The sequence below is a fragment of the Hymenobacter arcticus genome (assembly GCF_054779975.1).
Genome location: NZ_BAAGXF010000015.1, coordinates 48519 through 62480, shown reverse-complemented (window position 1 = coordinate 62480; position 13962 = coordinate 48519). Strand labels below are relative to the sequence as shown.

Genomic DNA, 13962 nt, shown 5'->3' with positions numbered 1-13962 from the left:
CTGCGCTGGGCACCGCCCCACGCCGCTACATCAGCCTCAACGCTAGTCTTCTGCATAATTACCAGTAGGCCAGCACCTTTGAGCAGCACATGGAAAATTTCAACTTCATCGAAACCACCGATGGCTGGTGACTGGGCAAGTCGGGCCCGAAGCAGGCAATGCTATACGGGCTGGCGCTGCTGCTGGCCGGCTACGCCGTGGTGCAGGGCTTTTTCGGGGCCGATGTATACGTGCGCACGGCGGCGGCTGTGTTGGGTGGGGCCGGGGCCGTGCTGCTGTTGCTAATGGCCCTGCGTACCCGACTGGTTATCGACCTGTGGCAACGCCGGTTTGTCAATCAGCAATTCATTGGTCGCCAAGTACTTGATTTTGAAGAGGTGGGCCAGATACTGCCTGTTCGGCTCGTCCTTAACGGGGCCAGCCGGGGCATCTACTACGAGGCTTTCCCGGCATCGGCGCCAAACCGGCAGCGGGGTGGCCTGCGCATCTCCGACACCTACCCCGACGAAGAGCTGGCGGCCGAATTTTACCCGGCCGTGCAGGCGCTGCTGCGGTAGCCCGCCGGCCACCAGCACCCGTAACGGCCGCCCGTGGGCTACTTTCGTCGCCTATGTCCCAACCCTCTTTACAGCGCCGCCTGGGCCTGGTGCAAGCCACCGCCCTCAACATGATTGACATGGTGGGCATCGGGCCCTTCGTTACGCTGCCGCTGGTCATGGGCTTTATGGGGCCCAACTTCCTGCTGGCCTGGCTGGTAGGCGCGGCGCTGGCCGCCGTAGATGGCCTCATCTGGAGCGAGCTGGGCGCGGCCTACCCCGAGGCGGGTGGCTCGTACCGCTTCCTCAAGCTGGCCTACGGCGAGCAGAAATGGGGCCGCTACATGTCGTTTCTCTACGTCTGGCAAACGCTTATTCAGTCGCCGCTGGTGCTGGCCTCCGGGGCCATTGGCTTCGCCCAGTACTTCAGCTACCTGGTGCCGCTGCCCCTGTGGTGGCAGCCCAAGCTGGTGGCCGGCTCGGTGGTGCTGCTGCTCATTGCGCTGCTCTACCGCCGCATCGAGGACATTGGCAAGCTCGGCGTGGCGCTGTGGGTGGGCGTGCTGAGCCTCATGGGCTGGCTCATTTTTGGGGGCCTCACCCACGCTAACCACCCGGTGGCTTGGCTGCCGGCGGGCGGCGTGGGCAAGCTGCCCGGCCTGCTCATTTCGGTGGCCATGGGCCAGGCAGCCGTCAAAACCATCTATTCTTACCTGGGCTACTACAACGTGTGCCACCTGGGAGCCGAAATAAAAGGTCCCGAGAAAGTCATTCCGCGCAGCATTTTCCTGAGTATTCTGGGCATTGCGGCGCTGTACCTGTTGCTGAACTGGAGCGTGGGCACCGTCATTGGGTGGCAGGAGGTGCAGGGCTGGCAGGCCGGGGCCAGCGATAAATCGCAGTTCATCATCAGCGTGTTTATGGAGCGCCTCTACGGGCCCACGGCCGCCAACGTAGCCACCGGCATGGTGCTGCTGGTGGCGTTCGCGTCCTTGTTTGCGGTGCTGCTGGGCTACTCGCGCATTCCGTACGCGGCGGCGGCCGATGGCGAGTTCTTGCCCGTGTTTGGTAAGTTGCACCCTACCAAGCAGTTCCCCTACGTGTCGCTGCTGCTGCTGGGTGGTGTGGGCTTCGTGTTCAGCCTGCTGTTTCGGCTGGGCGAGGTCATTTCGGCCATCCTGGCCATGCGCATTCTGGTGCAGTTTGTGGGCCAGGCGGTGGGGCTGGTGCTGCTGCGCCGCCGGCGCGGCACCGCGTCGCTGCCCTTCAAAATGCCGCTCTACCCGCTGCCCGTTATCCTGGCCATTATTGTGTGGCTGTTCGTATTCGCGGGCATCGCGCCGGCCGAGGTCAGCTGGGGCGGGCTGCACTTCAAGCTCTACTTCCAGGTAGCCGCGCTGGGCATGATGGCCGTGGGCACGGTAGCCTTCCTGCTCTGGAGCCGCCGCGAGGCTAAGTGGCCGTTTGCTAAAGTTTAGAGCGACAGAAGTTGATTCGAACCGAATGCCCCGTCTACTTGCATGAGAACAAGTAATTGTTCTCATCTTCTGTGCCATCCCAATAACCCCAGGTATTAATGTCTTGGGGCTCGTCAAAGTCGCTCCAAAACGCTATGTGTTTTGGCCTGATGGGTACTTTATTGTCAGGTGGGTTGTGCAACGTGAATTCATGTACGAAGTAAGAAAACAGGTCGTAGCCGTAGTAAATGATATCAGCGCCATAGACAGAGAATACCGGATTGCCAGTTTCGTAGGGCATTTCGGGCAGGTAGCGATGGCTGTAGATAGGAATAAGCTGCGGACAGCCAGTTAAATACTGCCTTGCAAGTGTTTCCCGTTCCCATTTATCCGCAGGTCGCGGGCCCCACTGTGGCAACCAAAAAACACTCTCTCTCACATCAGCTACAAGCTCATTTATTGGGCGATGTATTCGCTCTATTATGCTGTGGGCAACAACCGTGTTACTGATTCCATAGCGCCAAGGCACGAACCCTTTACTCGCAGGGAGAGCTGTTTGTAGAAATGCGCGTAAGTCAGGCGGAAAGCGGAAGCCAAAGGTTTGCTCTACCTGCTGCACCTCTTCCGTTGTTAGCCCGGCATCAAAGCTCACCCCATTCGCTTTTAGGTGGCGCATTAGGTACTCAATCTGGGTTGAATTCATAAGTGGGCTTGTAAGTGCGATAAGACAAGGAGCGACTGACTTGCTGTAGCAAAATAACCACTGTTCCAACCTAAAGTCAGCTTCATTTCGTCGGCAAAACGGTAACCTAGCATCGTCGCACAGGACAAGCTTCTGGTTTAGTCAGCCAGTTTGCTAGCTCCGAATCTAGCCCAGCCACCGTATCAGCCCGCCAGCTACCAGCGCACCAGTCAAAGTGTTGAGAAAATTAACTGCGTTGTTGCTCAAGTAGCCACGCCGTTCCACTGTGGCCCCCAGCACCGAATCGGCCAGGTTGCCGGCCGTGCCTGCCACCAGCAGCCACCCAAAGGCCGGACCCCAGCCAAAACCTAGGCAGTAGCTGGCCGCCAGCCCGGCGGAGCCAGCCAGCCCCAAGGCCGTACCTTCCAGGCTCACCACGCCGTTGAGGCCGCGCGTATCGGGTCTAAAAGTGAGGATGTTATAATAGTGACGGCCATACACGTTGCCCAGCTCCGAGGCCAGCGTGTCGGCGGTGGCGGCGGCAAAGCTGCCGGCCAGCATCAGGCGGGCCAGCGGCGCGTGGGGTGGCCACTGCCAAGCCAATAGGCCCATTAGGCCCGCCACGCCGGCATTGGCCACTACTTGGCCGGCCGTGCGGCGGCCCCGGTTTTCCTCGGCCAGCCCGAGGCGGCGCTTGTCGGCCACGCGCCAGCTGGAGGCGGCCGTACCCAGCCCAAAAAACAGGGCCAACTGCGCCAATCCGGCAAAGCCGCTGCCCAGAAAAATGAGTAGCCCCAGCCCGCCGCCCGTCCAAATGGCGGCCGTGGTCAGCTTGTCCGCCCGCGCGCTGTACGCCATCCCCAGGCTGAGCAGCCCCACCACCACGCCCAAGCGGAATAAATCAGTCATGCCGGCAAAATACGGCGCTTATAAGGGCCGGTCCGCCAGCTTTTTCAGCCGGCCGACCGATTGACGCTGCTACACCCAGGCTCCCAACGACAACCGGTCGGCCAGCTGAAAAAGCCGGCGGACCGGAGGTAACTGCTCCTTTGCCGCTTTATCAGCGCAGCTACCCCAACTGCTTTTCGTAGCAAAAAAACCGCAGCCCCGGCTGAAACGCTAGCTTTATCTCGCCCGCAAACCGGTAGCCCAGCTTCGGGAAAAGCCGTTGCGTAGCCACGTTCTCCGAATTGGTATCGATGCGCAACGTGCCAATTCCCAATGCATTAGCTTCGTGCTCGGCCTGGCGCAGCAGCGCGGCGGCCACGCCCCGGCCCTGGGCGGCGGGGGCCACGGCCAACCTATGCGTTACCAGGGCCGGCGCAGCGGCGTCCCAGTCGGCGTCGGCGTATTCGGGGTCCTGGTCCTGATTAAGGGCGGCCACGCCTTCAATTTCGCTGAGGCGCTCGGCCACCCACAAATGCTGCTGCGCAATATCTTGCCGGAAAACTTCCTCATTTGGGTACTCGCTGGTCCATTGGTAGTTACCGTTGGCATTCATCAGCGGTACTACGGCCCGCACCAGCGCCACGATGGCCGGCAAGTCGGCCACCGTGGCGCGGCGGATAGTCAGGTCAGTTGTCATGGTTTTTGGCTGTTAGCTGCTGGCTGTTAGCTTTTGGCTTTTTTCGTTGGAACAAAAGCCAACGGCCAGCAGCCAGCAGCTAATAGCCAAAATTAGCCGCGGCGCAGCACCTCGGCCGCCTCCTGAGCAAAGTACGTCAGGATGGCGTCGGCCCCGGCGCGCTTGATGCTCATGAGCACCTCCATCATGGTTTTTTCGCCATCGACCCAGCCGTTTTGGGCGGCGGCTTTCACCATCGCGTACTCGCCGCTCACGTTGTAGGCCGTCACGGGCAGGTTGGTGTGGTTCTTCACCTCCCGAATGATGTCGAGGTAGCTCAGGGCGGGCTTAATCATCACCATGTCAGCACCTTCGGCCTCGTCGAGTTGCAGCTCGCGCAGGGCTTCCAGGCGGTTGGCGGGGTTCATCTGGTAGCTCTTTTTATCGCCTTTTTTCGGGGCCGAGTCCAGCGCATCGCGGAACGGGCCGTAGAAAGCCGACGCATACTTAGCCGTGTAGCTCATGATGCTCACGTGCGAGAACGCGTTGCGGTCCAGCACGTCGCGTATCCAGGCCACGCGGCCATCCATCATGTCGCTCGGCCCGATGATATCGGCCCCGGCGCGGGCCTGGGCCAGCGCCATCTGCCCCAGCACCTCAAGCGAGGCGTCGTTGAGAATCTCGCCCGTTTCCTGGTTCACCACGCCGTCGTGGCCATCGGAAGAGTAGGGGTCCATCGCCACGTCAGTCATCAGCACCACGTCCGGAAACTGCCGCTTGATGTCGGTTACCGTCTTGAGGTACAGCCCGTCCATGTTGGTCGATTCGCGGGCCAGCGGGTCTTTCAAGGCGTCGTTAATACCCGGAAACGGCGCGAACGAGTTGATGCCCAGCTCCACGGCCGCCCCAATTTCGTCGATAATGCGGTCGGCTGAGTAGCGGTACACGCCGGGCATCGACTTCACTTCGAGGCGCTGGTTTTGGCCCTCAATGATAAAAACGGGGTAGATAAAATCGTGGGCCGTGAGGCGCGTTTCCTGCACCATATCGCGGATTACCTGCGACTTACGGTTGCGGCGGGGCCGGTGCGTGGGGATAATAGGCATGAAGTACGATAAGCTAAATGATAACTGCTTTGGCTCAAAAGCCTACTTTGTAACAGGTAGTACGCACCTTGGTTGCGGTGCCGCCGAGTTACTTAAGAATGCCCCAGCCGTCACAACACAGTCACGCCCGAGGCCAGCCAGAACGCCGCCGAGTTACTTAAGAATGCCCCAGCCCGTAACGAGGCTACCCAGGCCCAGCAGTAGTAAGCCAACGCCTACCCCCAGCAGGCCACCCACGCTCACGCCCAGCACCACGCCGGCTAGCGCCACCAGCAGCCCCAGCAGCATAATGCCACTAAAGCGAATCTGGCTGCGGCTGTCATTACTGAGCGCCCCGAATAGCCCGAGCATCCCTAGTACTACCCCGGCCGCCAGGCCCAGGCCGCCCGTTAGCAGTACCCAAGCGCCCCCCAGGGCAATGCCCAGCAAAATACCACCCACCGCCACCAAAACGCCACTCAGCACAATCAAAGAGCTCGCCTTGAAGGTAGTCGGCGTCTTCTCCTCCGCAGTCGACTGTGCATGAGTACGCGGCGGCAAAGGCGAAATCATGCAGTGCGTTAAAAAACGTTTACTAATCAACTGCTTAGCGATGCGCAGCGGCCGGGGCTGGCGGTTGCGCAAGCTGGGATATGCCGGGGCCACCTCGGCCAGCCGAGGCGAGTCAACCGGCCCCACCACCGGCACTTGCCAAATAGGCGCGGCCAGCGTTGCGCCAGGCGCAAAATAGGCGGGTGGCCGCTCGCTACGGCAGCCACCCAGCTGGCTGCCAGCAAAACCCATAGCCAAACAGCACATGTGCACGCAAGAGCTAGCCTGCCTGCCCCGGCGCCGCACTACTTGGCCGGTGTTGTAGTGGTCTTTTTCCCCCCACTGAGCAGTGAATACAGCAGAAACAGCACCACCAGCCCCGCCGCCGTGTAACCCAGCGCCGTGAAGAATCCTACGCTGAAAATCAAAGTCACCAGCGCCGCCAGTCCGGCGAGTACGCCCAGCGTCACGCCAATAAAAAACAGCGCTACGCGGCCCAACCCACTCTCAGCCGCGCCCTCGGTGGCGTGCCGCCGCCGCAGGTGTTGGCTTAGCTGCCGGCCGGCCCGCGTAGGGGCCGCCAGGGTAGCTAATGTCTTATTAGATAAGGTGTTGATTGTGCTGGCTGAGTGGCCCGGACGTAACTGCTTGCCAGCTCTAGGCAGGGCCGCTACCGGGGCCGGCGCTACCGCCTGAGCTGGTGCAATTGGTGTTGTTGCTGAGGTAGTTACGGCTGCCTCAGGAGATACTACCACCGCCGTAGCCGGGGCCGGCTGAAACTGAAATACTACTTGCTCGCCGCGGCAGCCCGCCAGCAGCAGCGCCGGCACCAGGAATACAATTTTTCTCATAACGCCTTATACTCAGAAAGCCCGGATAACGTCGGCAATCAGGACGCAGGCCTCGCGCAATTCGCTTTCCGTAATGACCAGCGGCGGCGCAAACCGGATAATGTCGCCGTGCGTGGGCTTGGCCAGCAGGCCGCGCTCCATAAGGCTCACGCACACGTCCCAGGCCGTGCGGCCATCGGCAGCGGGCTTGATAACCACGGCGTTAAGCAAGCCCCGGCCGCGCACCAGCGTCACCACCTCGGGGCATTCGCGCTGCACCTGGCGCATTTCCTCGCGGAAAATTTCGCCCAGGCGGAAGGCGTTATCAGCCAGCTTTTCATCGAGGAGCACGTCGAGCGCCGCCTGCATCACGGCGCAGGCCAGCGGGTTACCCCCAAAAGTGGAGCCGTGCTGGCCCGGCTGAATGGTAAGCATAATGGCATCATCGGCCAGCACCGCCGACACCGGCAGCACGCCGCCGCTCAGGGCTTTGCCCAAAATCAGAATATCGCCCCGAACCTCCTCATAATCAGTAGCCAGCAGCTTGCCCGTGCGGCCCAGCCCCGTCTGAATCTCGTCGGTGATGAGCAGCACGTTGTGCGCGCGGCACAGCTCGGCGGCCCTAGTTAGGTAGCCCTTGCTGGGTACTACCACGCCGGCCTCGCCCTGAATGGGCTCAATCAAAAAGCCGCACACGTGCGGGTCGGCTAGGGCTTCGGCCAGTGCCTCGGCATCGTCGTAGGGCACCACCTGGTAGCCCGGCACAAAGGGCCCGAAGCCGCCCGTGCTGTCGCCGTCGGTGCTAAAGGAAATGATGCCCGTGGTGCGTCCGTGAAAGTTGTGTTCGGCCACCACAATGCGCGCCATATTGGGCGCAATGCCCTTTTCCTGGTAGCCCCACTTGCGGGCTAGCTTGAGGGCCGTTTCTACCGCCTCGGCTCCCGAGTTCATTAATAAGGCTTTGTCGTAGCCAAACAACTCGCAAATCTGTTTTTCGGCCGCGCCCAGCCGATCATTGAAAAACGCCCGCGAGGTAAGCGTCAGCTTTTGCGCCTGCTCGGTCAGCGCCCCGATAATGCGCGGGTGGCAATGCCCCTGGTTCACTGCTGAGTAAGCCGATAAAAAGTCAAAATACTGATTGCCAGCTACATCCCAAAGGTAAGCACCCTGGCCGCGTTCCAGTACCACGGGCAGCGGGTGATAGTTGTGGGCCCCGTACTGGTCTTCGAGCTGCATCAGCTCCGCGGCGCGGGTGGTAGTGGAGGTAGGGGCGGGGCTAGCCATAAAATAAGGAGGGAAAAGAGGCTGAGAACGGGCAGCTAAGGTACTCTTCCTGAACCCCGCCCGGTGGTATTTGGTTGGCTGGAGGCCATTACTTTTGCGCTCCTCATGCCCGCTGCCGACCCCCGCCTCGCCGCCTTTGCCGCCCTGCCGCTCGTGGCCGGCGACTTCTACACTACTCCCGAAGGCTACCTCGTCTTCACCGAGCAGTATCACCGACGCCGGGGTTTTTGCTGCGGCAACGGCTGCCGCCACTGCCCCTGGAAGAAAGTAAAGTCCTAATCAAGCGGAGTGAAAATGAGTGGCCAAATTGGGGTCCGGCTGCTTTGCCAATAGCCTCATTGCTCATTCTCAATTGTTTCGCGATTTGGAATTTGGTTGAATTTTACCGATATTTGCGGCCCGTTTCGGAATAGCATCATCTAACCCTTCGATATCATGGCCCGAGTTTGTGATTTGACCGGCAAGCGTACCCGCGTTGGTAACAACGTATCGCACGCCAACAACAAAACCAAGCGTAAGTTCTACCCCAACTTGCAGAAAAAGCGCTTCTACATCCCTGAGCAAGATGCTTGGGTAACGCTGAAAGTAGCTGCCTCCACCATCCGCACCATCAACAAGAACGGCATCATGGCCACCTTGAAGAAGGCCAAGGAGCAGGGCTTCATCGTTTACTAGTTGCCGCTTTTCGCTTAGGAAGGGATTTTTTTCGGGACTGTCGCTAAAAAAAACGTTGTGCCCCGCACACCGGCTTTTTCTGGTGCAGAAGGCAGGCCAACAAGGCGTTGCCTTTATTCAGAAAAAGCCGTACCTTTGCAGTCCTAAAATTAAAAATTAATCCCCCCTCCCGTCACGATGGCCAAGAAAGGAAACCGGGTGCAGGTTATCATGGAATGCACCGAGCATAAGACCTCGGGCATGCCGGGCACCTCGCGCTACATCACCACCAAGAACCGTAAGAACACCCCCGAGCGCATTGAGTTGAAGAAATTCAACCCGATTCTGCGTAAAATGACTGTTCACAAGGAAATTAAATAACCTGAGTCATGGCTAAGAAAGTAGTAGCAACGCTGAAAACCGCCACGGGCAAAGACTGGGCGAAAATCATCCGTGCCGTGCGCTCGGAAAAGACTGGTGCCTATACCTTCAAGGAGGAAATGGTACCCGTTGACAAAGTACAGGAAGCATTGGCTAACAGCAGCAAGTAAGCTGACCAGCCGCTGATGAAGCAAAAAAGTCCCACCTTCGTGGGACTTTTTTCGTGTTATACATTTTCGTCAGGCTCCGCGTGACGTTCTTTTTGCCGGTATTATGGGTCTCTTCGACTTTTTTAAGAAAGACAAGGAAAACAAAGAGCAGCAGCAGGCACTCGACGAGGGCTTGCAGAAAACCAAAACCAACTTCTTCGACCAGCTCAGCAAGGCCGTGGTGGGCAAAAGCACGGTGGACGAGGCCGTGCTCGACGACCTCGAAACCCTGCTCGTGCACGCCGATGTGGGCATCGACACTACGGTGAAGGTCATCGACCGCATCGAAAAGCGCGTGGCCCGCGATAAGTACGTGAGCACCAATGAGCTCGACCGCATCTTGCGCGAAGAGATTGTGGACTTGCTTGATGCGAATACGGAAACCACCGGCTCGCGCGCCATCCTCGACCGGCCCGATAGCCCCGGTCACCCCTTCGTGATTATGGTGGTGGGCGTGAACGGCGTGGGCAAAACCACCACCATTGGCAAGCTGGCGCATCGCTTTCACAGTGCGGGCAAAAAGGTGGTGCTCGGCGCGGCCGACACCTTCCGGGCGGCGGCCGTGGACCAACTCATTGTGTGGGGCCAGCGGGTGGGCGTGCCCGTTATCTCGCACGGCATGAACACCGACCCCGCCGCCGTGGCCTACGACGCCGTGCTAAAGGGTGTGGAGATGGGCGCCGACGTGGTTATTATCGACACCGCCGGCCGCCTGCATAACAAGGTGAACCTGATGAACGAGCTCAGCAAAATCAAGCGCGTGATGCAGAAGGTGATTCCCGAAGCGCCGCACGAAGTGCTGCTGGTGCTCGACGGCAGCACCGGCCAGAACGCCTTTTTGCAGGCCAAGGAGTTTACCCGTGCCACCGAAGTATCGGCGCTGGCCATTACCAAGCTCGACGGCACGGCCAAGGGCGGCGTGGTTATCGGTATTTCGGACCAGTTTAGCATCCCGGTGCGTTACATCGGGGTGGGCGAGAAGATGACCGACTTGCAGCTTTTCGACCGGCACACGTTCGTCAACTCTCTGTTTAAAAAATAGGGTTGTCAGCGATAAAATGCGCTCCGAAAGCGCCCGGTAAACTACCGGGCGCTTTCGTGCGTTTGGAGGCTTTACTACTACTTTGTACAATGCGCATTCTACACTTTGGGCTACTGGCTGGGGGCTTGCTGGCTAGCTGCAACTCCAATACTGACACGACCGTGACCGTCCCCAACGTGCCAGTGAACGTGCAGCTCGACCTACTCGACCAGCAGAATCGCGCCCTGCGCTTCGATAATGGCGTGGTGACAATCATGCCCGGCGGCATCAACGGCGGGGGCGTGAAGGGCATCTACGTGGTGCGCCAGAACGCCACTACCTACACAGCCTTCGAGCGCAATTGCCCCTACCAGCCGCTGAACGCCTGCGCCACCGTGACCCTAGACCGTAGCTCGCGCCTTTTCTTCCGGGATAGCTGCTGCACGTCGCAGTTCAGCCTCCAGGGCCAGGTGACGGGCGGCCCAGCAGCCCGCTCACTGCGCCAATACAGTACTAGTTTAAGCGGTAGCTTGCTGACAATCACCAATTAAGCGAAAAGACAGGCAAAAAAACGATGTTTTTTTGCTACGGGCTTGTTTTCTGAAAAATACTGTTCCTATCTTTGTGGCCCGAAAGCGCCGGTTTCGGGATATAAAGCTTCCTTAGCTCAGCCGGTTAGAGCATCTGACTGTTAATCAGAGGGTCCCTGGTTCGAGCCCAGGAGGGAGCGCTTTAGCTTAGAATGCCACTGTAAATCAAGTATTTACGGTGGCGTTTTTGTTGGTGTGCCTTTTAGCTTAGAATGCCCGCCCTTATCAGCGGGCATTCTTCGTTTCTGGCCTAGCCTACTAAAGCTTAGCAGCTTCTGAAGCTAAGTAGTGCCAGCGTAAGGCAGTTAGGGTGGTGGAAAAACCAGTATAGGTTCCCAGCCAACATAGCGTATGAATGGCTCGGCAGTGATTAGTTGCAGATTTAGTATTGGGAAAATAATTGACTATATTATACTTACCGAGTCCAACTTAACGTATAAGTCTGTCCCGGCTGAGTTGCCAGGTCGTAATCTAACCAGTTAGCCGCCTGCCCTGGCGTGGTGTTGCTACTGCTCGCAGCGCTGAAATACTCGCCTTGCTGATAAAAAGTATTTGGGTTGGTGCCAGTAGCCGGCTTGAGCGCTGGGCCTTTAATTAACTTGCTCCCCCGGGGTACGCGTAGGCGCAGGTTGCCGCCTAGGTTAGAGCGCACGGTCAGGCTGGTGAGGGCGCCGGCTTGCCAACGTAGTGCCGTTACCTCGAAGCCGCCGCGGGCCCGCAGGCCGGTTACCTGGCCGGTGGGCCAAGCGCTGGGTAGCGCTGGCAGGAGGTGCAGGGCGCCGTCGTGGCTTTGCAACAGCATTTCGGCCACGCCGGCCGTGCCGGCAAAGTTGCCATCAATCTGGAAGGGGGGATGGGCGTCGAATAGGTTGGGGTAGGTGCCGCCGCCCTCGCCTTGGCTTGGCGTGGGGTTTACGTAAGTCAGTAGCTGGCGCACGAGGCGGTAGGCGTGGTCGCCGTCGAGCAGACGGGCCCACCAGTTTATTTTCCAGCTTTTGCTCCAGCCAGTGCCTTCGTCGCCGCGCAGTTCCAGGGTTTTGCGGGCGGCGGCGAGCAGCGTGGGGTTGGTGTGCGGCGTGATTTCCCAGCCCGGATATAGCCCGTAGAGGTGCGAGACGTGGCGGTGGTGCGGTTCGGTTTCGGCAAAGTCCTGCGACCACTCCAGCAGTTGCCCCTGGCTGCCAATCTGCAACGGCAGCAGCCGGGCGCTGGTGGCTTGCAGTGTATCGCGCAGGCCCTCATCTATGCCCAGCACCAGCGAGGCCTGCCGCACGCTGGCAAACAGGTCGCGGATGATGGACAGGTCCATGGTGGTGCCCACCGACACGCTCTGCGGCCGCCCGGTGGCGTCTTTGAATCGGTTTTCTGGCGTGGTAGAGGGGGCCGTGACCAGGTGACCGTGCCCATCCTCGACCAGCCAATCGAGCGAAAATTCGGCGGCCGACTTCATCAGCGGGTAGGCGCGGCGCAGAAAGGCCTGGTCGCCGGTGTAGAGGTAGTGCTCCCAAAGGTGGCGGCACAGCCAGTTGCCGCCCATGTACCAGTTGGCCCACATGGGGTCGCCCTGGCCGCGGTCGCCCACCGGGTTGGAAAGGGCCCACAGGTCGGAGTTGTGGTGGGCCACCCAGCCGCGGGCTCCGTAAAACTCGCGGGCCGTGACGCGACCAGTTTGAGCTAGGCCGGGCAGCCAGTCGAGCAGCGGCTGGTGAAGCTCGCTGAGGCCCGTGACCTCGGCTGGCCAGTAGTTCATCTGGGTATTGATGTTGATGGTGTAGTTGGAGCTCCAGGGGGCGCGCAACTCCTTGTTCCAGATACCCTGCAAGTTGGCGGGCGGCCCACCGGGGCGCGACGCGGCAATCAGCAGGTAGCGGCCATACTGAAAATAGAGGGCCTCCAGGCCGGGGTCGGGGCCGCCGGTCGCGTAGGCTTGCAAACGCTTGTCGGTGGGTAGCCCGGCGGCGGTTGTCACTGGTCCGGGGCCTTGCAAAGCAAGCGTTACGCGGTTGAAAAGGGCCATGTAATCGGCCAAGTGGCGACGGCGCAAAGCGGCGTAGTCTTGGCCGAGGGCGGCGCGCAGGGCCGTGGCGGCCAGCGCGTCCTCATCTACTCCTTGCTGGTCGGGGCACTTGTCGAAGCCGTTGAACGAGGTAGCGGCGGCCACTATCAGCAGCACCTCGGTGGCGTGGCGCACGTGGATACCAGCCGTATCGACCACCACCGTGCCCTGCTTGGTACTGGCCCGCAGGCGGTACTCGAAGCGCATGCCGTTGCAGCCGCTCGCGTCGGCGTATACGATGGGCGGCTGGCCGGGGCGGTTGTAGTAGCTGGGGTCGACGTGGGCGGGGGCCTTGCCGCGCACCAGTAGCTCGCCCTGCGGCGTGGCCGTGGTGCGGTGGCGCAGCAGCGAGCGGGTGGCCACGTCAAAGCTCAGGGCGCCCGGCTGGCTGCTGGTCAGGCGCAGTACCAGCACCTTGTCGGGGGCCGAGGCGAAGGCCGTGCGCTCGTAGCGCACGCCCCCCAGCGTAAAGCGCGTGGTAGCCGTGGCGGTGCTCAGGTCTAGCTCGCGGTAGTAGTTGGTGGGGGTTTGGCCCCCAAGGTCTTGGTGCAGCTGCACATCGCCCAGCGGCAGGTACGATTCAGAATAGAGCCCCTGCATCTGGCGGGCCAGGCGGTCGGCCTGGCCGTAGTCCTGGTTTTGCAGCAGGGCCTGCCGCAGTGCGGGCAGCACCGCCGCCGCGCCGGGATTAACGCCCGCCTTCACCGGGCCGCCACTCCACAGCGTGCTCTCGTTCAGTTGCAGCAGCTCCTGCTCCACGCCGCCAAAAACCATGGCCCCGAGGCGGCCGTTGCCCAGGGGCAGGGCCTCCACCCACTGCTGGGCCGGCTGCTGGTACCAAAGCTTGCCCGGCTTATCCGCTTGCTGAGCCTGCGCTGGCCGGGCCGCCAGGCTCAAAAGCCCCGCTAAGCCGCTTGCCCAGCATAGCACTGCGTAGGCGTTCCGCACTGTCGGTAGTAGCATAAGTTGCTGATTTTGTGAGGTGTACACTACTTATTTTGCAATATGGGGCCTTTTAACCCAACCTGTTGAAAAGTAAAAGGGACCACCTGGCTAGCCAG

16 protein-coding genes and 1 tRNA gene are annotated in these 13962 nt (G+C 60.3%); 9 read left to right on the top strand and 8 right to left on the bottom strand.

The window, feature by feature from the left end:
- Positions 1-158 precede the first annotated feature (158 nt).
- Positions 159-557 carry a hypothetical protein gene (locus ACYVGC_RS20255; RefSeq protein WP_460585680.1) on the top strand — a complete coding sequence of 133 codons (399 nt, stop codon included), beginning with the start codon at positions 159-161 and terminating at the stop codon, positions 555-557.
- 53 nt (positions 558-610) lie between these two features.
- Positions 611-2014 (top strand): APC family permease, encoded by a 1404-nt coding sequence (locus tag ACYVGC_RS20250; protein ID WP_460585679.1) that lies wholly within the window; start codon positions 611-613, stop codon positions 2012-2014.
- A gap of 34 nt (positions 2015-2048) precedes the next feature.
- Here the strand turns inward: ACYVGC_RS20250 and ACYVGC_RS20245 are convergent, their stop codons facing one another.
- The 7 genes from ACYVGC_RS20245 to rocD form a co-directional block, all read right to left on the bottom strand.
- Entirely contained in the window at positions 2049-2696 is a 648-nt protein-coding gene (locus ACYVGC_RS20245) for an SMI1/KNR4 family protein (RefSeq protein WP_460585678.1), read from the bottom strand.
- A gap of 165 nt (positions 2697-2861) precedes the next feature.
- Positions 2862-3584 (bottom strand): DUF92 domain-containing protein, encoded by a 723-nt coding sequence (locus ACYVGC_RS20240; RefSeq protein WP_460585677.1) that lies wholly within the window; start codon positions 3582-3584, stop codon positions 2862-2864.
- Positions 3585-3744: 160 nt separating this feature from the next.
- Positions 3745-4260 (bottom strand): GNAT family N-acetyltransferase, encoded by a 516-nt coding sequence (locus tag ACYVGC_RS20235; protein WP_460585676.1) that lies wholly within the window; start codon positions 4258-4260, stop codon positions 3745-3747.
- Positions 4261-4352: 92 nt separating this feature from the next.
- Positions 4353-5345, bottom strand: a complete 993-nt coding sequence (gene hemB / locus ACYVGC_RS20230) for a porphobilinogen synthase (RefSeq protein WP_460585675.1) — start codon at positions 5343-5345, stop codon at positions 4353-4355.
- Positions 5346-5498: 153 nt separating this feature from the next.
- Positions 5499-6128 carry a hypothetical protein gene (locus ACYVGC_RS20225; RefSeq protein WP_460585674.1) on the bottom strand — a complete coding sequence of 210 codons (630 nt, stop codon included), beginning with the start codon at positions 6126-6128 and terminating at the stop codon, positions 5499-5501.
- A 53-nt stretch (positions 6129-6181) separates the two neighbouring features.
- Positions 6182-6727, bottom strand: a complete 546-nt coding sequence (locus ACYVGC_RS20220) for a hypothetical protein (protein ID WP_460585673.1) — start codon at positions 6725-6727, stop codon at positions 6182-6184.
- 12 nt (positions 6728-6739) lie between these two features.
- Complete coding sequence (rocD, locus tag ACYVGC_RS20215; RefSeq protein ID WP_460585672.1) at positions 6740-7990, bottom strand: PLP-dependent aminotransferase family protein; 1251 nt, start codon at positions 7988-7990, stop codon at positions 6740-6742.
- A 105-nt stretch (positions 7991-8095) separates the two neighbouring features.
- Here rocD and ACYVGC_RS20210 point away from each other — a divergent pair, with 105 nt between their 5' ends.
- The 7 genes from ACYVGC_RS20210 (at position 8096) to ACYVGC_RS20180 (ending at position 10985) form a co-directional block, all read left to right on the top strand.
- Complete coding sequence (locus ACYVGC_RS20210; protein WP_460585671.1) at positions 8096-8269, top strand: DUF5522 domain-containing protein; 174 nt, start codon at positions 8096-8098, stop codon at positions 8267-8269.
- 156 nt (positions 8270-8425) lie between these two features.
- Positions 8426-8665 (top strand): 50S ribosomal protein L28, encoded by a 240-nt coding sequence (gene rpmB, locus ACYVGC_RS20205; RefSeq protein WP_068339669.1) that lies wholly within the window; start codon positions 8426-8428, stop codon positions 8663-8665.
- A 177-nt stretch (positions 8666-8842) separates the two neighbouring features.
- Complete coding sequence (gene rpmG, locus ACYVGC_RS20200) at positions 8843-9025, top strand: 50S ribosomal protein L33 (protein ID WP_068339666.1); 183 nt, start codon at positions 8843-8845, stop codon at positions 9023-9025.
- Positions 9026-9033: 8 nt separating this feature from the next.
- On the top strand, positions 9034-9195 hold the full coding sequence (locus tag ACYVGC_RS20195) for a DUF4295 domain-containing protein (protein WP_283566321.1): 162 nt from the start codon (positions 9034-9036) through the stop codon (positions 9193-9195).
- 103 nt (positions 9196-9298) lie between these two features.
- The gene (ftsY, locus tag ACYVGC_RS20190) at positions 9299-10276 is read left to right on the top strand and encodes a signal recognition particle-docking protein FtsY (protein ID WP_460585670.1); all 978 of its coding nucleotides are present in this window, start codon (positions 9299-9301) and stop codon (positions 10274-10276) included.
- Between the two features lie 89 nt (positions 10277-10365).
- Positions 10366-10806 carry a hypothetical protein gene (locus ACYVGC_RS20185; protein ID WP_460585669.1) on the top strand — a complete coding sequence of 147 codons (441 nt, stop codon included), beginning with the start codon at positions 10366-10368 and terminating at the stop codon, positions 10804-10806.
- Positions 10807-10911: 105 nt separating this feature from the next.
- A tRNA-Asn gene (locus tag ACYVGC_RS20180) sits at positions 10912-10985 on the top strand.
- Positions 10986-11260: 275 nt separating this feature from the next.
- On the opposite strand, the gene ACYVGC_RS20175 is transcribed toward ACYVGC_RS20180, so the two are convergent.
- Positions 11261-13864: a glycoside hydrolase family 95 protein gene (locus ACYVGC_RS20175; RefSeq protein WP_460585668.1), complete on the bottom strand. Its 2604-nt coding sequence runs from the start codon at positions 13862-13864 to the stop codon at positions 11261-11263.
- Positions 13865-13962: the final 98 nt, after the last annotated feature.